This window comes from Xanthomonas bonasiae (genome assembly GCF_014836395.1).
GTDB classification, from domain to species: Bacteria; Pseudomonadota; Gammaproteobacteria; order Xanthomonadales; family Xanthomonadaceae; genus Xanthomonas_A; species Xanthomonas_A bonasiae.
On the sequence record NZ_JACSQX010000002.1, the window covers coordinates 193,060 to 212,782 of the forward strand.

16 protein-coding genes and 1 tRNA gene are annotated in these 19,723 nt (G+C 64.2%); 9 read left to right on the forward strand and 8 right to left on the reverse strand.

All coding sequences use genetic code 11. The annotated features are described in order from the left end of the window. Nucleotides 1–19: 19 nt before the first annotated feature. A complete protein-coding gene (gene pilB / locus H9658_RS03620; protein WP_191824386.1) occupies nucleotides 20–1,759 on the reverse strand; it encodes a type IV-A pilus assembly ATPase PilB in 1,740 nt (579 codons plus the stop codon). Between the two features lie 218 nt (nucleotides 1,760–1,977). Then, nucleotides 1,978–2,421 (reverse strand): pilin, encoded by a 444-nt coding sequence (locus tag H9658_RS03625; protein ID WP_191824387.1) that lies wholly within the window; start codon nucleotides 2,419–2,421, stop codon nucleotides 1,978–1,980. A gap of 384 nt (nucleotides 2,422–2,805) precedes the next feature. Here H9658_RS03625 and H9658_RS03630 point away from each other — a divergent pair, with 384 nt between their 5' ends. From H9658_RS03630 to coaE, 3 genes are read left to right on the forward strand one after another with little or no spacing between them, the layout of a single operon-like run. Further along, entirely contained in the window at nucleotides 2,806–4,062 is a 1,257-nt protein-coding gene (locus tag H9658_RS03630; RefSeq protein ID WP_191824388.1) for a type II secretion system F family protein, read from the forward strand. A 6-nt stretch (nucleotides 4,063–4,068) separates the two neighbouring features. After that, nucleotides 4,069–4,932: a prepilin peptidase gene (locus H9658_RS03635; RefSeq protein ID WP_046978035.1), complete on the forward strand. Its 864-nt coding sequence runs from the start codon at nucleotides 4,069–4,071 to the stop codon at nucleotides 4,930–4,932. Between the two features lie 13 nt (nucleotides 4,933–4,945). Then, on the forward strand, nucleotides 4,946–5,566 hold the full coding sequence (gene coaE, locus H9658_RS03640) for a dephospho-CoA kinase (RefSeq protein ID WP_191824389.1): 621 nt from the start codon (nucleotides 4,946–4,948) through the stop codon (nucleotides 5,564–5,566). A gap of 128 nt (nucleotides 5,567–5,694) precedes the next feature. Here the strand turns inward: coaE and H9658_RS03645 are convergent, their stop codons facing one another. The 4 genes from H9658_RS03645 to rimK form a co-directional block, all read right to left on the reverse strand. Then, entirely contained in the window at nucleotides 5,695–7,035 is a 1,341-nt protein-coding gene (locus tag H9658_RS03645) for a sensor histidine kinase (protein ID WP_179566664.1), read from the reverse strand. Continuing rightward, complete coding sequence (locus H9658_RS03650) at nucleotides 7,028–7,705, reverse strand: response regulator transcription factor (protein ID WP_046978044.1); 678 nt, start codon at nucleotides 7,703–7,705, stop codon at nucleotides 7,028–7,030. The genes H9658_RS03645 and H9658_RS03650 overlap by 8 nt, the downstream gene beginning before the upstream one ends. 14 nt (nucleotides 7,706–7,719) lie before the next feature. Further along, nucleotides 7,720–8,178 carry a hypothetical protein gene (locus H9658_RS22850; protein WP_225209720.1) on the reverse strand — a complete coding sequence of 153 codons (459 nt, stop codon included), beginning with the start codon at nucleotides 8,176–8,178 and terminating at the stop codon, nucleotides 7,720–7,722. A 265-nt stretch (nucleotides 8,179–8,443) separates the two neighbouring features. Continuing rightward, nucleotides 8,444–9,337 (reverse strand): 30S ribosomal protein S6--L-glutamate ligase, encoded by an 894-nt coding sequence (rimK, locus tag H9658_RS03660; RefSeq protein ID WP_046978031.1) that lies wholly within the window; start codon nucleotides 9,335–9,337, stop codon nucleotides 8,444–8,446. Between the two features lie 296 nt (nucleotides 9,338–9,633). Between rimK and H9658_RS03665 the strand changes: the two genes are divergently transcribed. Continuing rightward, nucleotides 9,634–11,931 carry a TonB-dependent receptor family protein gene (locus H9658_RS03665; protein WP_179566667.1) on the forward strand — a complete coding sequence of 766 codons (2,298 nt, stop codon included), beginning with the start codon at nucleotides 9,634–9,636 and terminating at the stop codon, nucleotides 11,929–11,931. Nucleotides 11,932–12,199: 268 nt separating this feature from the next. Here H9658_RS03665 and H9658_RS03670 read toward each other — a convergent pair whose 3' ends face one another. After that, entirely contained in the window at nucleotides 12,200–14,287 is a 2,088-nt protein-coding gene (locus H9658_RS03670) for a phosphocholine-specific phospholipase C (RefSeq protein WP_191824390.1), read from the reverse strand. A 77-nt stretch (nucleotides 14,288–14,364) separates the two neighbouring features. On the opposite strand from H9658_RS03670, the gene H9658_RS03675 reads away from it, so the two are divergent. The 5 genes from H9658_RS03675 to hxsA all read left to right on the forward strand — a co-directional run bounded on the left by H9658_RS03675 (nucleotide 14,365) and on the right by hxsA (nucleotide 19,457). Further along, nucleotides 14,365–15,717, forward strand: coding sequence for a serine hydrolase domain-containing protein (locus tag H9658_RS03675; protein ID WP_318241169.1), 1,353 nt, complete (start codon nucleotides 14,365–14,367; stop codon nucleotides 15,715–15,717). A gap of 159 nt (nucleotides 15,718–15,876) precedes the next feature. Further along, nucleotides 15,877–16,182 carry a hypothetical protein gene (locus tag H9658_RS03680; RefSeq protein ID WP_191824391.1) on the forward strand — a complete coding sequence of 102 codons (306 nt, stop codon included), beginning with the start codon at nucleotides 15,877–15,879 and terminating at the stop codon, nucleotides 16,180–16,182. Further along, on the forward strand, nucleotides 16,179–17,684 hold the full coding sequence (hxsB, locus tag H9658_RS03685) for a His-Xaa-Ser system radical SAM maturase HxsB (protein WP_191824392.1): 1,506 nt from the start codon (nucleotides 16,179–16,181) through the stop codon (nucleotides 17,682–17,684). The genes H9658_RS03680 and hxsB overlap by 4 nt, the downstream gene beginning before the upstream one ends. A 37-nt stretch (nucleotides 17,685–17,721) precedes the next feature. Continuing rightward, entirely contained in the window at nucleotides 17,722–18,861 is a 1,140-nt protein-coding gene (gene hxsC / locus H9658_RS03690; protein WP_225209721.1) for a His-Xaa-Ser system radical SAM maturase HxsC, read from the forward strand. After that, complete coding sequence (gene hxsA, locus H9658_RS23275) at nucleotides 18,846–19,457, forward strand: His-Xaa-Ser repeat protein HxsA (protein WP_191824394.1); 612 nt, start codon at nucleotides 18,846–18,848, stop codon at nucleotides 19,455–19,457. Before hxsC ends, hxsA begins: the two co-directional genes overlap by 16 nt. 108 nt (nucleotides 19,458–19,565) lie before the next feature. On the opposite strand, the gene H9658_RS03700 is transcribed toward hxsA, so the two are convergent. Continuing rightward, nucleotides 19,566–19,639: transfer RNA gene (locus H9658_RS03700), tRNA-Gly, on the reverse strand. Nucleotides 19,640–19,723: the final 84 nt, after the last annotated feature.

Consider the following 19,723-nt stretch of genomic DNA (forward strand, 5'->3'; position numbering starts at 1 on the left):
ATCCCGAATCCCGGCCCCATCAATCCTTGGTCACGCGATTGATCTCCGCCAGGCTGGTGATGCCGTTGCGCGCCTTGAGCAGTGCCGACTGGCGCAGGTCCTTGACGCCGATCTTCTGCGCCGCCTCGGCGATGTCCATCGCATTGCCGCCCTGCAGCACGATCGCCCCGATCTCGTCATTCATCGGCATCACCTGGTAGATGCCGGTGCGGCCCTTGTAGCCCTCCGTGCATTCGTCGCAGCCAACCGCCTCGTACAGCTGGATGCCGGCGGCGATTTCGGCCTCGGTGAAGCCTTCCTTCAACAGCGCGTTCTCCGGCATGGCCGGGGCCAGCCGCTTGCAGTTGTTGCACAGCCGCCGCGCCAGGCGCTGTGCGATCACCAGCGTCACCGAGCTGGTGATGTTGTAAGGCGCGATGCCCATGTTCATCAGGCGCGCGATGGTCTGCGGCGCATCGTTGGTGTGCAGCGTGGACAGCACCATGTGGCCGGTCTGCGCCGCCTTGATCGCGATCTCGGCGGTTTCCAGGTCGCGGATTTCGCCGACCATGATGATGTCCGGATCCTGGCGCAGGAACGAGCGCAGCGCCGCGGCGAAGGTCATGCCGCGCTTGTTGTTCTGCTGCACCTGGTTGACCCCGGGCAGGCGGATTTCCACCGGATCTTCGGCGGTGGAGATGTTGCGGGTATCGTCGTTGAGGATACCCAGCGCGGTGTACAGCGACACCGTCTTGCCCGAACCGGTCGGGCCGGTCACCAGTACCATGCCGTAGGGCTTGTGGATCGCGTCCAGGAACAGCTTCTGCTGCTCCGGCTCGTAGCCGAGCTTGTCGATGCCCAGCTTGGCCGCGCTGCCATCGAGGATACGCAGCACGATCTTCTCGCCGAACAGCGTCGGCAGCGTGCTGACGCGGAAGTCGATCTGCTTGCTCTTGGACAGATTGAGCTTGATGCGCCCATCCTGCGGCACGCGCTTCTCGGCGATGTCCAGCTGCGACATCACCTTCAAGCGCGCCGCAATGCGCTGGTTGAGCTTGACCGGCGCCTTGGCCACGCTCTTGAGCAGGCCGTCGATGCGCAACCGCACCCGGTAATCGTCCTCGTACGGCTCGAAATGGATGTCGGATGCGCCGCGGCGGATCGCATCCACCAACACCTTGTTCACGAACTTGACCACGGGCGTATCGTCGCCCTTGGCGTCGACGCCGGTATCGCCGCCGCTGCCCATGTCCTCGTCGCCGGCGCCGACCTCGAGGTTGTCCATCCCCTCATCGTCGCCGCCCAGCGAGTTGCCGATCGTATCGTTGCTCGCCTGCCACTGCTCCAGCGTGCGCCGGATCTGGTCCTCGTCGACCAGGATCGGTTCCACGGTCAAATTGGTATGGAACTTGATGTCGTCCAGCGCCCTGGTCTGGGTCGGATTGCTGACCCCCACGAACAGCCGGTTGCCACGCTTGAACAGCGGCAACACCTGGTGCTTCTGCAGCAGCTCCTCGCTGACCAGTTTGATCGCGCTCTGGCTGGCGTCGAACACCGACACATCCAGCAGCGGCATGCCGAACTCGACCGCATTGGCGGCGGCCAGCTGCGCTGCGGTGACCAGCTTTTTCTCCGAGAACCACTGCGGCAGCGGAATCTTGGCCTCGGCGGCATGCGCCATTGCCGAGCGAGCGAGACTTTCGTCCAGCACACCATCCTGAACCAATCGGCGTGCAATACCTGTAATGCCGACTAGATTGGCAGTAGTCACAGCGTTCACTAGACGACCTCTTTTTATCAAAAATCCAACAAAACCATGCAAAAGCAGCATGCTGCACAGCTCAGCTTTACGCTACCTTATCCATCGAACCAAGCACAAGAAGGCCCTGATACTCTCAACGCTTATCTACAGATAGGCGCATCTCAACACAAGCGCCCTAAAAAGAAAGCCCGCCTAACGGCGGGCTTTCTTTTTTCTAATTGAAACAACCGTAAAACTTACGGGCAACCGCCCTGGCCCGGCTTGAAGCCACGCGTGGCGTTACAGCTGGTTCCGCTGTTGGCAAAGGTAATTGCCGCATCGGTCATGGTGGGGGTCAGAATGTAGGTCAGATTTGCGCCGCCGCTCGAAGCGGTCGCTCCGGTCGTTGCAGTGATAACGCCATTGGTGACGCTGGTGAGCGCGGTCACGTTCTTGGTCGCGGTGAAGCTGGCGGTAGTCGGGATACCATTGGTGCCAGCATTGCAACCCGTTGCTGTCTGAAGTTCGGAAATGCAAGAGCCGACGGAAGTCTTGAAGCCAGCCAGCTCGGCTGCCGCAGCTGCCGCACGCGTACGCGAGACATAGTTCTGGTACTGCGGAATGGCGATGGCGGCCAGGATAGCGATGATCGCAACCACGATCATCAGTTCGATCAGCGTAAAGCCCTGCTGCTTCTTCATAGTGAATCCCCTAGAGATTGGATGTGTGATTGATGTAGACACTCGGCCCGCGGAGCCTTGTACTCCCCGAGCGCCGCGCGGCAGAGTGCCACGTGCGGGTGATACAAGCAGACAGCGTGCCAACTCCGTTGCACGCGCCCTATGCCTACCCCGAACGCATGATGCCTCACCTAGACCGAGCAGACCAAGCCAAAAGAACGGATTTGCGACGGGATTTCCCCTCTGCAAGGATAGGTCACAAAGTGACACAGAGCGTCACTTCAGCCGTATTTGCGGTTCGTCACGCCCACGCGCGAGGGCCAACCCCGGATGCCAGACGGCACAGAAACCGATACTATGCGGCTCATGTCCGCCTGGGGATGGTCTGGACGGGGAGTTCAACTGATGTCCGCAACGCGAAGCGCAGTCAAAAAAGAACCGGCCGTTCGCAACACCAATCAGCAGGTGCCGTTTGTCTGGGAGGGGACCGACAAGCGCGGCGTCAAGATGAAGGGCGAACAGACGGCCAAGAACGCCAATCTGTTGCGTGCAGAACTGCGCCGCCAAGGCATCACGCCGTCGGTGGTCAAGCCCAAGCCCAAGCCCTTGTTCGGCTCTGCCGGCAGCAAGATCACGCCCAAGGACATCGCCTTCTTCAGCCGGCAGATGGCGACGATGATGAAATCGGGTGTCCCTATCGTCGGTTCTCTGGAAATCATTGCCAGCGGGCACAAGAACCCTCGCATGAAGAAGATGGTCGACCAAGTCCGTCTCGACATCGAGGGCGGCTCATCGCTTTACGAAGCCATCAGCAAGCATCCTGTTCAGTTCGATGAGCTCTATCGCAACCTGGTCAAGGCCGGCGAAGGCGCAGGTGTGCTTGAAACCGTACTGGAGACGGTCGCCACCTACAAAGAGAACATTGAAGCGCTGAAAGGCAAGATCAAGAAGGCATTGTTCTACCCCGCCATGGTGATGGCAGTAGCCTTGCTGGTTAGTTCGATTTTGCTGGTCTGGGTGGTGCCCCAGTTCGAGGATGTGTTCAAAGGATTCGGCGCCGAATTGCCGGCGTTCACGCAGATGATCGTGACAGCCTCACGCTTCATGGTCTCCTATTGGTGGGGCATGCTGCTTTTTCTGATAGCCAGCATCTTTGGCTTTATGTTTGCCTACAAGCGCTCTCCAGCGATGCAGCATGGCATGGACCGCCTGATCCTGAAGGTGCCGATCATCGGACAGATCATGCACAACAGCTCCGTGGCGCGCTTCTCGCGGACACTTGCGGTGACTTTTCGCGCCGGCGTGCCGCTGGTGGAGGCGCTGGACATCGTCGCCGGTGCCACCGGCAACAGCGTGTACGAGAAAGCCGTGCTTCGCATGCGCGACGATGTGTCGGTGGGCTATCCGGTCAATGTGGCGATGAAGCAGGCCGACCTGTTTCCACACATGGTCATCCAGATGACCGCCATCGGCGAAGAGGCCGGTGCGCTGGATGCGATGCTGTTCAAGGTGGCGGAGTACTTCGAGCAGGAAGTGAACAACGCAGTAGATGCGTTGAGCAGCCTGATGGAGCCGTTGATTATGGTGTTCATCGGCACCATCGTCGGCGGCATGGTCATCGGCATGTACCTGCCCATCTTCAAGTTGGCGTCCGTGGTCTAATAGCGCATGGCATTTCTCGATCAACATCCCGGCCTCGGCTTTCCGGCCGCGGCCGGGCTGGGCTTGCTGGTAGGCAGTTTCCTCAACGTGGTGATCCTGCGCCTGCCCAAGCGCATGGAGTGGCAGTGGAAGCGCGATTCGCGCGAGATCCTAGAGCTGCCGGACATCTACGATCCGCCGCCGCCCGGGATCGTGGTCGAGCCCTCGCACTGCCCGCACTGCAAGCACAAGCTGTCCTGGTACGAGAACATTCCCCTGTTCAGCTGGCTGGCCCTGCGCGGCAAGTGCCGGCATTGCCATGCGCCGATCTCGATCCAGTACCCGCTGGTCGAGATGCTGACCAGCCTGCTGGTGGTCGCCAGCGTCTGGCGCTTCGGCTTCGGTTGGCAGGGGTTCGGCGCGATCGTGTTCAGTTGTTTCCTGGTCGCGATGTCGGGGATCGACCTGCGCACCCGCTTGCTGCCGGACCAGCTGACCTTGCCGCTGATGTGGCTGGGTCTGGTCGGCAGCATGGACAATCTGTATATGCCGGCCAAGCCGGCGCTGCTCGGCGCGGCGGTCGGCTATGTGTCGCTGTGGTCGGTGTGGTGGCTGTTCAAGCAGATCACCGGCAAGGAAGGCATGGGCCATGGCGACTTCAAGCTGCTGGCGGCGATCGGCGCCTGGTGCGGGCTGAAGGGCATCCTGCCGACGATCCTGATCTCCTCGCTGGTCGGCGCGGTACTCGGCTCGATCTGGCTGGCGGCCAAGGGCCGCGACCGGGCCACGCCCATTCCGTTCGGCCCCTATCTGGCCATCGCCGGCTGGATCGTGTTCTTCTGGGGCACGGAAATCATCGATACCTACATGCGCTGGTCCGGGCTGCGCTGAGCGGAGCTGCGCGGTGAGCGATTTCATCGTCGGCCTCACCGGCGGCGTGGCCTCCGGCAAGAGCGAGCTGAGCCGCCGCTTCGAGGCCAAGGGCATCGTCGTGGCCGATGCCGACGTGGCCGCCCGCGCAGTGGTCGCGCCCGAGCATCCGGCGCTGGCGCAGATCGTGGCCCGCTTCGGTCCGCAGATCCTGCGCGAAGATGGCAGCCTGGATCGGGCTGCACTGCGCCAGCGCATTTTCGAAGATCCAGTGGCGCGCCGCGATCTGGAAGCGATCACGCACCCGGCGATTCGTACGCTGATGCAGCAGGCATGCCGCGAGGCCGCCAGCCCCTACGCCGTGGCGGCGATTCCGTTGTTGACCGAAGTCGGCGCGCGCACCGCATATCCCTGGCTGGACCGGATCCTGGTCGTCGACGCACCCGAGGCAACGCAGCATGCGCGCCTGATGCAGCGCGACGGCATCACCGCCGAGCTGGCGCAGCGGATGATCGCGGCGCAGGCCACGCGCGCGGCGCGGCTGGCGATCGCCGACGATGTGGTGGTGAACGATGGCGACGCCGAGCGGCTGCAGGACGCGGTGGATGCGCTGGATCGGCGCTATCGCGCGTTGGCGGCGGCGAAGATCGGCTAGGTGTGTCGCGCGCTTTTGTAGGAGCGGCTTCAGCCGCGACACGCGCTCCCTGGAATCTCTGTCGCGGCTGGAGCCGCTCCTACAGCTGCGATATGCGAAGGCGTTCGGCAATCTCGCCGGGCACTAACTCAAACCGCCGCCGGCCTGAACCACAGCGTCGCCACCACGCCCTTGGACGTGCCCGGGCGCACGTTGACCTGCCAGCCGTACAGATCGCACAGGCGGCTGACGATCGACAGGCCGATGCCGCCGCCCTGCGAGTGGCCGGCATGGGTGCCGCGGTAGCCGCGCTGGAACAGCTTGGCGGCGTCCTCCGCACTGAGGCCGGGGCCGGAGTCGATCACCTGCACCGCATCGCTCAGCACCCGCACCACCACCTGGCCTTCCTGGGTGTACTTGACCGCGTTGCCGATCAGGTTGCCCAGCGCCACCGACAGCGCCGACTCCGGCGCGTCGATGGTCAGGTTGCGCTCGCCCTCCAGCAACAGTTGCAGCGGCTTGCCGCCCAGCTGCGCGCGGTGCGATTCGATCAGTTGCTCGGCGACCTTGGCCACGTTGCTGTTGCCCTGCCCGCGCTCGTTGCGCGACAGCAGCAGCAGCGAACCGATCAGGTCGCTGCATTGCTGTTCGGCGCGCTGGATGCGCTGCAAGCGCTGCAACACCTTCTCGTCGAGATTGGGACGGGTCAGCAGCAGTTCGGTGGCGCCGCGGATCACCGCCAGCGGCGTGCGCAGCTCGTGGCTGACGTCGGCGTTGAACTCGCGGTCGCGCTGCACCACTTCGGTGAGCCGGGCCGAATAGTCGTCCAGCGCTTCGGCCAGCTGGCCGACTTCGTCGTCGGGGAAATGCGGCGCCAGCGGCTTGGGATCGCTGCTGCCGCGGTAGGCGCGCAGCCGCGCGGCCAGATCGGACACCGGGCGCATCACTCGCGATGCCGACCACCAGCCGATCACCAGCGACAGCGCACTGAACACCAGCACCGACAGGATCAGGGTGCGATTGAGCTGCACCTCGCCCTGGATGGTCTGGGTCATGTCGTAGGCGAGGAAGAACCACTCGCTGGGCGTCTTGCGTACCGCAAGCTTGTACGAGAAAGGCTTGCCGCTTTCGTCGAGCCCGGAAATGTTGTGGATGCCATCGGACAGCTTGTACCACTCGGGCTGCTCGCGCCGGAGCGTCTCGAAGCGATCGCTCTTGACCACCCGGCCGAACATCTGCTGCACCGGCAGGTCCGGATTCTTGGAAGGATCGGAATAGAACCGCTTGGCGAACGCGTCGATGTTGCGATTCATCACGTCTTCGACGAGCTGGTTCTCCACCCGCGCGCGCGCCCAATTGGTGGCGAACGCGAACAGTGCGGTCAGGCCGAAGCCCAACAGCACGAAGGACAGGATGATGCGGCTGCGCAGGCGGCGGCGGTAGCGTCCGCGCCGCCGCACCGCCCGCGGCAACTCTCCAGCTTCAGGCATCGGGCGCGGCGATGCGGTAGCCAATGCCATGGCGGGTCTGGATCATCGGCACCTCGAACGGCTTGTCGACCACCGCGCGCAGGCCGTGGATGTGCACGCGCAACGAGTCCGAATCCGGCAGTTCCTCGCCCCACACGCGGGTCTCCAGTTCCTGCCGGGTCACCACCGCGGGCGAGGCCTCCATCAGCGCCTGCAGGATCTTCAGCGCGGTCGGGTTGAGCTGCAGCAGCTTGCCCTGGCGCCGCACTTCCAGCGTATCCAGGTTGTATTCCAGGTCGCCGGTCTCCAGCACGCGCGTGTGCACGCCCTTGCCGCGGCGCGACAGCGCGTTGAGCCGCACTTCCACTTCCTGCAGCGCGAACGGCTTGATCAGGTAGTCGTCGGCGCCGGAATCGAAGCCCGCCAGCTTGTTGTCCAGCGAATCGCGGGCGGTGAGCATCAGCACCGGGGTCTGCTTGCGCGCTTCGTTGCGCAGCTTGCGGCACACTTCGATGCCGTCCATGCCCGGTAGGTTGAGGTCGAGCACGATGGCATCGAATTCGTGCACCACCGCCAGATGCAGGCCGGTGACGCCATCGGCGGCGAAATCCACCGTGTGCCCGCGGTCTTCGAGGTAGTCGCCCAGGTTGGCAGCGATATCGCTGTTGTCTTCGATCACTAGAATTCGCACCAACATTTACCCCGTCAGTCGTACTTGCCAGTTGGATTGCGCCGCATCAATTCCTGCGCATCCTCGTTGTCGCGGCGGCGTTCCGCCACGGTCTTGCATTGCGTCGTGGTGCGCAGCGATCCGATGACCGCTTCGCGCCTGCAGATCAGCCGGCTGTCCGACGACGCCTTGGACAGCAGCGTGTTGACCGTTTCCTGATCGTTGAACAGCACGACCTTGTCTTCCTCGCGCAGCGTATCGACGTCAGGGTGTGCATTCAGCACCGTCGCCATGCGCGACAGCGCGGCTTCCACCTTGCTGCGATTTTCTGCACTGAGTTCGGAGTAGGTCTTGCCATCGTCCAACTGCTGGCGAATTGTACTGAGTTGCTGTGCGAACGATTTCTTCACGTTCATGGGCGCCTCACCTTTCGGTGCCGCCGCCGCGCTGCACGCGAGCGCCATCCCCAGCATCAAACCGATCACCTTCTTCATCCCTGTCCCCTACGCGATTGGTGGTGTGAATCACAATGTAGCCGTCCCGCGAACGGGGCTGCAAGCTGCGCACGACCCAGGCCGAGCGCTGCACCGACGGCAGCGCCCCGCACAAAGAAAAAGACCCAAGCGGCAAGGCCGCTTGGGCCGAAAGATATATCCCGATTACCGTTCCTGCTGAGGAGGGCAGAGCTGCGGTCCGACCAAGCATACGCAGGCGGGAATTAAACCCGTGTTAAGCCAGAACGGAGGGCCGAACATCGCCCTAAGTTACTGATTTCTTTCGAATCAGACTGGCTTCGAGGTGCTCGATGACCTTGCCGGCGATATCCAGGCCGCAGACCGCCTCGATCCCTTCCAGGCCCGGGGTGGAGTTGACTTCCAGCACCAGCGGGCCGCGCCGCGAGCGGATCAGGTCGACCCCGGCCACGCCCAGGCCGAGGGCTTTGGCCGAGCGCACCGCCACCTCCTGCTCGCCGCGGCTGGCCACCGCCAACTGCGCGCTGCCGCCGACATGCAGGTTGGAGCGGAAGTCCCCTTCCGGCGCCTGCCGGCGCATCGCCGCGACCACCTGGTTGCCGACCACGAAGCAGCGCAGGTCGGCCCCCTCGGCCTCGCCGATGAACTCCTGCACCAGGAAATTGGCGTACAGGCCGCGCAGCGCCTCGACCACACCGCGCGAGGCGCTGGTCTTCTCGGTGAGGATCACGCCGGTGCCCTGGGTGCCTTCGTTCAACTTCACCACATGCGGGGGCGGGCCCAGCATCGACAGCAGATCGCCGGTGTCGTCGGGGTTGTCGCCGAACACGGTCATCGGCATGTCGATGCCCTTGGCCGCCAGCAACTGGTGCGCGCGCAGCTTGTCGCGGGCGCGCAGGATCGCATCGGACGGGTTGGGCGTGCGCACCCCCATCATTTCCAGCTGACGCAGCACCGCGGTGCCGTAGCGGGTGACGGAATTGCCGATGCGCGGGATCACCGCGTCGTAGCCGGTGATCGGCTTGCCCTTGTAATGCATGGTGAAGGCACCGGCCGCGATGCGCATGTAACAACGCAGCGGGTCGAGCACGCGCACCGTGTGCCCGCGCTCGCGGCCGGCCTCGACCAGGCGCCGCGTCGAATACAGCTTGGTGTTGCGGGACAGGATGGCGAGCTTCATCGAGGCGCGACGGCGGTGGCTGGCCCGGCATCATACGTTGCGCCGTCGGCGCTGCGGGATCGGCACCATGCCCGATGGTTCGCGCGCGAACGTGGCGGCGGCGCATGACCGGCCTTGGCATGCCCGCTCGGCGGCCGGCATCTGCAGACACGCTGTCCCACAGACGACACGGAACCGCCCCGAAACGTTCACAAAACCGTTGCATGGTGGCGAGCGGGCCGCACAGGCCGTGTGTTGGCTGTCACGCATCGCACGCCAGGCCCCCAACGCCTCCCCCCTTTTATTGGTGAATTTCGATGACCCCCACCTCCCGATCCTTGCGCCTGCATGCGCTGGTGCTCGCCGTCGCGTCCGCGCTGCCGGCCTTCGCCGCGCTGGCCGAGACCGCACCGGCCGACGCCGAGGCCACGGCCACCGCCGGCGGCAGCGACGCGACCATGCTCGATGCGATCACCGTGGTGTCCACCGGCACCACCCGCCAGGTGCAGCGCATCACCCGCGAGGACATCGGCATCGCCGCGCCCGGCACCAGCGCGCTGAAGGTGCTGGACAAGTTGCCGGGCGTGCAGTTCCAGTCGGCCGATGCGTGGGGGTCCTACGAGTGGTCGACGGCGATCAGCCTGCACGGTTTCGACCAGAGCCGCCTCGGCTTCACCCTGGACGGCGTGCCGCTGGGCACCATGAGCTACGGCGTCAGCGATGGCCTGCAGGTGACCCGCGCGATCATCTCCGAGAACGTCGGCTCGGTGGAACTGTCGCAGGGCGCCGGCGCCCTGGGCACCGCCTCGAGCAGCAACCTCGGCGGCACCGTGCGCTACTACTCCGACGATCCGGATGCCACGCCGGGCATCCGCTTCAGCCAGACCTTCGGTTCCGATTCCACCCGCCGCACCTACCTGCGCGGCGACATCGGCGACATCAACGGCTTCTCGATGTACACCTCGATCGTGCACGGCGAGGTGGACAAGTGGAAAGGCTACGGCAACAACGAGTACAACCAGGCCAACCTCAAGGCGCTGTACCAGTGGGGCGACGGCAACCGCGTCAGCCTGTTCCTGGACAGCTCCAAGCGCAAGGAATACGACATCATGGACCTGTCGCTGACCTCGCAGAAAGCGCTGGGTTGGGACTGGGACTACCTGATGCCGGACTGGAACAGCGCGGTGCAGATCGCCAACGCGCTCAACGGCAACGGCAGCTACCCGGCGTCCTTGAACGCCCTGCCCGCCGACTACGGCAAGGCCGACGCCACCTACTACTCCGGCGCCGGCCTGCGCGACGACAACCTGGCCGCGCTCAGCGGCGCGTTCAACCTGGGCGGCAACGCCACGCTGAACCTGGCCGGCTACTACCACGACAACAACGGCGAAGGCCAATGGACCACGCCGTACGTGGCGTCCTCGGCCACGGTACCGCTGTCGATGCGCACCACCGACTATCGCCTCAACCGGCATGGCGTCACCGCGTCGCTGAATTTCACCGTCGCCGGCAACGAGATCGAGATCGGCGGCTGGTACCAGAACGCCAAGACCGTGCAGGAGCGCAACTACTTCCTGCTCGATGGCCCGTTCACCGATCTGTACTACTTCAACAAGTCCGGCACCCTGTTCGCACGCGGCTTCGCCCAGCACTACGAGACCGACACGCGCATGTTCTATGCGCAGGACACGCTGCGCCTGCTCGACGACCGCCTGACCCTGAACTTCGGCGCCAAGAAGCTGCAGGTGGATACCACCGCGCAGTCGCTGGTGCCGACCACCTCCTACGCGGCCGGCGAGATCAAGGCCGATTCGGATCTGTTGCCGCAGGTCGGCGTGAACTACAAGCTCGACGAGCACCAGGAACTCTACGCGTCCTACAACAAGAACATGGCCGGCTTCGGCTTCACCCCGTTCCAGGAATCGCAGGCGGCGTTCGACGCGATCAAGAAATCGCTGGAGCCGGAAACCGCGCAGACCTACGAACTGGGCTATCGCGTGCGCGGCGATGGCATCGAGGCATCGCTGGCGCTGTACCACACCACCTTCGACGACCGCCTGCTGGTGACCTCGCCGTGCAGCGCGATCCAGACCTGCTCGGCCACGCTCAACAACGTCGGCTCGGTGCGCAGCCAGGGCGCCGACCTGGCGGTGATGTGGCGCCCGATCGCGCAGCTGCGCTGGCTCAACTCGCTGTCCTACGACGACTCCACCTACCAGGACGACTATCTCAACGGCGGTGTGGTGGCCACCTCGGGCAAGCGCGTGGTCGGCATCCCGGAGTGGATGTTCTCCAGCAGCCTGGCCTACGAGAACGCCGGCTGGCACGCGGCGCTGGACGGCAAGTACACCGGCCGCCGCTACATCAGCTACCTCAACGACTCGTCGGTGCCGAGCTACTGGCGCTTCGACCTGAGCGCGGGCTACGACTTCGGCGAGGTCGGCATGTTCCAGAACCTGGGCCTGAGCGCCAACGTCACCAACCTGTTCGACAAGCGCTACTTCGCCACCGTCGGCACCAACGGCTACGTGGTCTCCGATCCGAACGGCTACAACCAGACGCTGATGGCCGGCGCGCCGCGGCAGTTCTTCGTCACCTTCAGCGGCAAGTTCTGAGTTGACGCCTCGCCAGGGAAGGCGATCGCGCCGCCGTTGCGGGAGCAGCGGCGGCGCTTGCGTTTTCCCGGTGCAAAACCGCACGCATGAAGCCGCCATCTGGCGGCTCTTTCGATTGTGCGTGGTGCTGTGGGAGGTCGCACTGACGGCGACATCGGTCGCGGCTGAAGCCGCTCCTACAAGAGCCCAGACACCGCGCGCTTTTGTAGGAGCGGCTTCAGCCGCGACACACGGCGTGGGGACGCCACCCTATTGAATAGGCCGACAGCTACCCGGCGACAGCGCGGCCGATCGCCGGATCGCTCATGCTCGGACGGCCGGTCTCGATGTGCCCGGCCAGGCGCCGCCGCCACTGCGGCATGGACGTGCTCGCGATCTCCAGATCGTACCAATGGTGCTGCGCCGCCAACGGAAAGCGCAGCGTCTGGCGCGCGCCGCCCCCCAGTTCGAACGCCTGCTCCGCCCCACCGCGGTAGCCATCGCGGATCCGCAGCCGACATGGCTGCGCACCGGCATTGCGCAGTTCCAGCAGCAGGCATTGGCTGGCCGCGTCGTAGTCGGCATCGGCCTGCAGCCCCGCATCGGTCACGCCGTCGCCGTGAAACTCGCGCAGGAACCCATTGGGGCCATGCACGCGCAACGCGTAGCCGGGATCGGTCGCCGCGCCGCGCCAGTCGCGCGCATCGTGCAATTCGCTGCCCGCCGCGATCGTGTAGAACCACGGGCCGGCGCTGCCGCCGTCGGCATAGGCGTTCAGCGCGACGCCGACGGTACTGCGGTTGAGCATGCGCAACGTCGACTGCTGCGCTCCCGCCTGCAAGCGCACATCGAAATCGTAAGGCAGCGCGCGCGCCGGGCGCTGGCCCGGCTCTTGCGCCGGCAAGGCCTGCTGCGCGGGTCGCTGCGGCGCCGGCAAGGCCACGGTCGCGTCGACCCGGGCGATGAAGTCGCGGGTGTCCGGCAAGGCGACGCGGGCGTCGTCGTGCCCGGCGAAATCCAGCGCCGAAGTCAGGTCGCCGGCGATCGCGCGGCGCCACGGACCGATGTTGGGTTCGGCGACGCCGAAGCGGCGCTCCAGGAACCGGATCACCGAGGTGTGGTCGAACACCTGCGAATCGACCCAGCCGCCGCGGCTCCATGGCGACACCACCAGCATCGGCACGCGCGGACCGAGGCCGAGCGGGACGCCGTGGTAATCCTCGCCGCGCACATCGACATTGCTGGCGCCCATGCCCGGATCGGTCGCCGGCAGCGCCGGCGGCACGTGGTCGAAGAAGCCGTCGTTCTCGTCGTAGTTGATCAGGAACACCGTTTTGGACCAGACCTCCGGCGATGCCGCCAGCACCTCCAGCAGGCGCGCGCTGAGCGATTCGCCATAGGCCGGGGTGGCCTCGGGGTGCTCGCTGAGCAGATACGGCGCCACGATCCACGACACCTGCGGCAAGGTGCCGCCGCGCACGTCGCGTTCGAACGCCGCGATCAGGTGCTCGCCGCGCGAGGCCTTGGCGTTGTCGGCGGTGGACCCCGGCACGATCGCGCGGCCGCGCCGGTACAACGGGGAACTGCGGTCGAGATTGCGGAAATTGGCGAAGTACGGATGGCTGTTGTCGCCGTAGTTGTCGAATTCCTGGTAGACCTGCCAACTCACTCCGGCCTGCTGCAGGCGTTCGGAATAGGTGGTCCACGTGTAGCCAGGAAACGCCGGATTGTCGCGCGCCATGTCGGCGGTCCAGTTGCCGTCGTCGCGGTTGTTCACCGCCTGCTCGCCGTCGTTGCCGACGCTCAGGCCGCTGGTGCCGGTGAACATGTACATGCGGTTGGGATTGGTCGGGCCGAACAGCGAGGCGTGGTAGCCGTCGCAGATGGTGAAGGCGTCGGCCAGCGCGTAGTAGAACGGCACGTCCTCGCGCTGGAAGTGGCCCATGGTCATCGCCGTCTTCTGCGCGATCCAGGCGTCGTGGTGCTTCCAGGTCTCGTGCGAGCCCTTCCAGTCGTGGTTGAGGCCCTGCATCCACTGCGCGCTGCTGGTCTGGCCGTTGAGGCGGAACGGCAGCACGTAACGATCGCCGGCGCCGGCCTCGGGCTGGAACCAGACCGGACGCCCACTGGGTAGCTGCAGCGGTCTAGGATCGCCGAAGCCGCGCACGCCGCGCAGGCAACCGAAGTAGTGGTCGAACGAGCGGTTCTCCTGCATCAGGATCACTACGTGCTGCACGTCCTGCACGGTGCCGGTGACCCGCGCCGGCGGCACTGCCAGCGCGCTGCGGATGGCCCCGGGCAACAGCGGCATGACCGCCCCGGCGCCGAGGGCCAGGGAAGCACTGGCGAGGAAACGGCGACGACTGTGTTCGACCATGGGCAGAAACCGGCGACGAGCATGCGCTCACTGACCGGCCAGCGTAGGTGCCGCAGATGAAGCGGGTTTGACAGGCCGTGCCGCGGCGGGCGCGCAGGTCAATGACACGATGGTCCGGTTATGCTCTTGGCCATCGGCGCATCGCCAGCCTCCTGTGCTGGACCGAGACCATACGAGGGGAACCGAATGGAAGTGCGTGCCCGCACTGCCCGCATGTCTGGCGCTATCGCCTGGCTGACAGTGCCGCGCGCATCCGCGCGATTGGCGCCATGGACGCCAGCAACGGTCGCGTCCGGCGCATCGCGCTTCGCCGGCGCGGATCATCCGGAGACGATGCCATGATCGATGCCCCCATCACTGCGCCGATGTCGCGGCGATCGTTCCTGGCCGCTTCCGGCGCGGCGCTGCTGCTGACCGCACTACCTCGCCCCGCATCGGCGGCCGCGAAGAGCGCGCCAGCCATCATCGACGCGTGGGCGAAGGCGAACGCCTTCCAGGGCGTCGTCCTGCTCGCCCGCGATGGCAAGGTCGCCTACGCGCAGCCCTTCGGCATCGTGGACGTGGAAGCGCAGCGGCCGGCGAAGATCGACGACGTCTACGGGATCGCCTCGATCTCCAAATGGTTCACCACCCTGGCGATCCTGCGCCTGGTCGAACAGCGCAAGCTCGACCTCGACCGGCCGATCACCGCCTGGCTGCCGGACTATCGTGCCGACACCGGCGCGCGCATCAACCTGTGGCGCCTGCTGTCCAACAGCAGCGGCCTGACCGAGCAGTACGGCCCCGCCACCAAGGCCGACCCATCGCTGATGACGCTCGAGCTGCCGGCCGCCGAGGCCGTGCGCCGGTTCGCCAGCGCCGACCTCGCGTTCGAACCGGGCGCGAAGTTCGACTACATCTTCGCCAACTGGATCGTCGTCTACGCGATCGTCGAAGCGGTCGCCGGCATGCCCTTCGTGGACGCGATCCGCAGCCTGGTGCTGGACCCCCTGGAGCTGCGCCATACCGGCACCGGCCCGGCGATCGCCACCGCGCCGACCACGGTTCCCTCCTATCGGACGCTGTCGCCGCCCGAGCGCCGCACCTACGACCGGCCAGGCTTCATCGCCGCGGCCGGCGGGTATTTCAGCAATGCACAGGACCTGATGCAGGCCGCGCACCGCGTCTACGACAAGGGTTTTCTGTCGCCAGCGTCGCTGCGCCAGCTCAACACGGTGGAAATGCCGGAAGAATATGCGCTCGGCGGCCGCGTGAAGACACTGACGCTGCGCGGCCAGCGCCGCACCTACGCCTGGGAAACCGGCAACACCGCCGGCTATCGCTCGCTGCTCGCGCACCGCCTGGACACGCACGAAACGGTGGTGATCCTCAACAACAGCAGCATGTCGCAGCGCCAGCTCGACGAGTTCGCGATCGCCACGCAGTCCTGAGCGACGACAACCCGCACATAGGCCCCTGGCCCTGCTGCAGACTACAAGAATAGAAATTCGTCTACAAACGTAGAATTTTTTCTAATTTAAGGGATGCAAGCCATCCAACTTTGGCGCAAAGTCTCACTATCGCAGGGGGCTGCGAGGGGACGCAGAGCGATGCACTGCTTCAAGATCATGCTTGAACGGCGCGTGTTCAGCGACGAAGTCGTTGCGCGGGCTGCACATCGCTACACGCATTTTTTCGGCATCGAGTTGCTGAGCAGCGACATCGAAATCGGCGTCGTGCTGACACCGCATGACGGCGTGCAGATACCTGCCGACCTGAAATCTCGCTTCCTCAACGATGCGCTCGACGAACGACTTCGCGAATCAGTGCGCGTCGAGACTGCCGACATCCATCGGGAACTCATCCAGGCCGCGCTCCGAGAAGCATCGCCTCGTAGAGCGGCACCGACCGCATGAAGTTCCGACCTCCCCAAGCATTCATAGGCAAGGCCGAAACCTATCATCTCCTGCCTCTTCGCTTCCGACGGCTGCCCTGGGATCAGGATCGGGTTTTCGTCTCATCGTTGGCAGGCGACTGGCTGATGATGCAGCGCTCGGCTTTCGAGCGCTTTGTTGGACACGACCTTGCTGCCGACGACCCGTTGCTTGCCGACCTGCAAGCGCGCCACTTGCTGACCCTCGACCAGAGCAGGAGTTCGCTCGCGCCGCTGATGAGCCAATACCGCACGCGCAAGTCTTATCTGCTGGACGGTCCCGCACTCCACATCTTCGTCGTATCGCTTCGCTGTCACCATACCTGCAGTTACTGCCAGGTCTCTCGACAGCAATCTTCCGCGACCGACTTCGACATGACCACCGATGCGTCAGCCTTGGCCGTGGATCGTCTCTTTGAGTGGCCGACGCCTGAACTCACCATCGAGTTCCAAGGCGGCGAGCCACTGCTTCACTTCGACCAGATCAGAGCCATCACGGAGCGGATCCTGGCACGCAATGTCACGGAGAAACGGTCTCTGCGATTTGTTGTGGCTTCCACGCTCCACGACCTGACCGACAGCCAGCTCAGCTTCTTCAAGGAGCATCGATTCAAACTCTCCACCTCTCTGGACGGCCCCGAGTGGCTGCACAACGCCAACCGGCCGCGCCCGGAGCGCGACAGCTATCGCAGAACCCTTGAAGGCATCGAGCGCGGCCGCAAGGCCCTTGGCGGCGATGCGGTATCGGCGCTCACGACCTTGACTAAGCGAAGCCTGGAAGTCCCTGACGCCATCATCGACGAGTACCGGAAGCTCGGTTTCCATTCGATTTCGTTGCGCCCGCTGAGCCCTTACGGCTTTGCCGCCAAGACACACGATCGCAACGGCTATACGACAGACGCTTTCCTGGATTTTTATGCAAGGGCCTTGAATCACCTCATCGAAGTCAACCGAAGCGGCTTCCGAATGGAAGAGACTTACGCCAGCTTGCTGCTGTCGCAGTTGCTGGGACCGTTTGCCCATGGCTATGTGGATTTGCGCTCACCCACCGGCGCCGGATTCGGTGCGGTCATCTATGACTACGACGGCCAGGTCTATCCGTCGGACGAAGCACGCATGCTGGCGGCGATGGGTGACGCGCGCTTCGCACTTGGACGGGTCGATCAACCAGTCGAACAATGGCTGGCGTCACCAGCGATGAATCACCTAATGCGGGCTGCGGTAGCCGAGGCGCTGCCGACATGCAGCGATTGCGCCTATGTCCCGCTCTGCGGCGCAGACCCCATAGACCACTTTGCGCGGCAAGGCGATGTCGTCGGACATCGCCCTACGAGCGACTTCTGCCGGCGCCAGATGGGTCTCTTCGATCTGCTGCTGCAGCGCTATGATGCGGCGAGCACCCAAGAACGCGAAATTCTCGAAAGTTGGGCCTTGAGATCGCCTGCTGCCGAACAAGTCGAGGGCACGCTCAATGTTGCCGCTTGAAAGTAAGGCGGCGATCTCGGGCCACCCCCAGACCAGCTTGCTCAAGATCGCAGGCTTGGCAGAAATTGCAGCCGGCACTCACCCTTTCGAGCGAATGGCCTTGGACCTCCGGGCAGTGCCTGCCAGCGCGCTTTCCGCTGATCTTGTGGATTTGCCGTGGGCTGCCTTCTTGAGCGGAGAATCCCAGGTTTTAGTACCGGGCCGTCCCTCCATCGGTCTGAGCGGAGATCCCAGCATCGTGCGCGCAGGCGACGTCATCGTGCTTGACCACATCCGGCAGAAGATCGCGATTCGGTATCGCCGTGGCGACAAGGGCAACGTGCTCTTTGCGACCGAACGCTGCAATAGCTTCTGCCTGATGTGCTCGCAGCCGCCACGGCAAATCCAAGATGACTGGCGGATCGAGCAATTGTGCGAGCTGGCGGAGCTCATCGATCGATCTGAACCATCACTAGCGATCAGTGGCGGCGAGCCGACACTGCTTGGCGACGGCCTTCGCCGCGTGATCGCCAAATGCGCAGAGGTCTTACCCGATACCCAGCTTCATGTGCTGTCCAATGGCCGCTTGCTCAGTGACCAGGCGCTTGCCAACTTGTTCAAAGGTCTGACACCCAAGCTCAGCTGGGGCATCCCGCTATATGGCGACCACTACGCTCTGCACGACTATGTTGTCCAAAGCGAGGGCGCGTTCGCACAGACGATCCGGGGGCTTTATGCGCTCGAAGCCGCGCAGCAACGGATTGAGATTCGGGTCGTCCTGGTGCGCCCTGCGTTCGAACGCCTCCAGGAAATTACGCGCTTCATCTTGCGCAACCTACCGTTTGCCGAACATGTTGCCTTGATGGGCATCGAGCCGGTCGGATTCGCAAAAGCGCATTACGAGTCATTGTGGGCGGACCCGGCCGACTATGCCGAACAGCTCACAGCCTCGACCGGCGCCTTTCGTCGCGCAGGAGTAGCGGTATCGCTTTACAACTTGCCCCTTTGCACCATCCCGCAAGCGCTCTGGCCTTACGCCAGGCAAAGCATCTCGAATTGGAAGAACGACTACCTGGATGCCTGCTCCGGCTGTGCGGCCAAGACCCAATGTGGCGGCTTTTTCTCTTGGGTGACACCCCAATGGACCAGTCGCGCCGTCAGCCCCATCAAAAAGGAGACTGCATGTCTAACGCACTGATCCTCGCGAGCTCAACGCTTGGCGCCTTCAGCACCGAGCCGCCGCAGACGCCGGCTGGGCTTCATGATTTGGTGGAGATGGACGGGAAGTATGCAACGGTATTGAGTTCGCCCTTGAACGAGGGGCGCCACAACCTCTACGCGGGACACCGCTCGCACAGTTCGCATAGCTCTCACAGCTCCCATAGTTCCCATTCCTCGGGGTCAGGAAGCTCCTATCGGTCTTACTCGCCCTCACCCACTTACACGGCACCGTCAACTTACGACGCGCCCACAACGCAGTCGCTTCAATCAACGGAGACACTAACTGCACCGTCGGGCAATACAGCCGAGCCCTACCATCCGCCCTCGACCTCGGTGCGGCCACTGTCGTCCACGCAAACCCAAGTGCCACGCCGGAGCGAAAGCGAGCTCAAGCTGCTCATCATGCGAGTACAGGCAGCACTTTTTGCGCGCAGCTATGATCCTGGCGCTATTGATGGCGTGATGAATCCGCAGACCCAGACAGCCATACGCGCCTTTCAGCGGGATCATGGATTATCCGCCACGGGCACCATGACGACCGAAACGTTGACAGCGCTGAGCGTCAGGATCTGAATACGGCTTAGCGCGATCACTCCAACTCTCAGCCGTGAAATTCGCTTGGAGCGCAGAGCTGCACCGGACGAAGACTGACCAAGTCACTTACGGGCGCTGGCGATCATCTGGAGCGGGCGAAGGGAATCGAACCCTCGTCAGTAGCTTGGGAAGCTACAGCTCTACCATTGAGCTACGCCCGCGTCGCCGGTGCAGTCTATGCGGTGGGCCGGCGGTTGCGCAAGAAATCGGTGCGACCAAGCGGCGGCGATGGCGCGCCGGCGCCC

Bases quoted from the DNA above. Each gene is read 5' to 3' on its own strand.
- H9658_RS03625 (WP_191824387.1), bottom strand. From the start codon at position 2,421: ATGAAGAAGCAGCAGGGCTTTACGCTGATCGAACTGATGATCGTGGTT.
- H9658_RS03630 (WP_191824388.1), top strand. From the start codon at position 2,806: ATGTCCGCAACGCGAAGCGCAGTCAAAAAAGAACCGGCCGTTCGCAAC.
- H9658_RS03635 (WP_046978035.1), top strand. From the start codon at position 4,069: ATGGCATTTCTCGATCAACATCCCGGCCTCGGCTTTCCGGCCGCGGCC.
- H9658_RS03645 (WP_179566664.1), bottom strand. From the start codon at position 7,035: ATGCCTGAAGCTGGAGAGTTGCCGCGGGCGGTGCGGCGGCGCGGACGC.
- H9658_RS22850 (WP_225209720.1), bottom strand. From the start codon at position 8,178: ATGAAGAAGGTGATCGGTTTGATGCTGGGGATGGCGCTCGCGTGCAGC.
- rimK (WP_046978031.1), bottom strand. From the start codon at position 9,337: ATGAAGCTCGCCATCCTGTCCCGCAACACCAAGCTGTATTCGACGCGG.
- H9658_RS03665 (WP_179566667.1), top strand. From the start codon at position 9,634: ATGACCCCCACCTCCCGATCCTTGCGCCTGCATGCGCTGGTGCTCGCC.
- H9658_RS03670 (WP_191824390.1), bottom strand. From the start codon at position 14,287: ATGGTCGAACACAGTCGTCGCCGTTTCCTCGCCAGTGCTTCCCTGGCC.
- H9658_RS03680 (WP_191824391.1), top strand. From the start codon at position 15,877: ATGCACTGCTTCAAGATCATGCTTGAACGGCGCGTGTTCAGCGACGAA.
- hxsB (WP_191824392.1), top strand. From the start codon at position 16,179: ATGAAGTTCCGACCTCCCCAAGCATTCATAGGCAAGGCCGAAACCTAT.
- hxsA (WP_191824394.1), top strand. From the start codon at position 18,846: ATGTCTAACGCACTGATCCTCGCGAGCTCAACGCTTGGCGCCTTCAGC.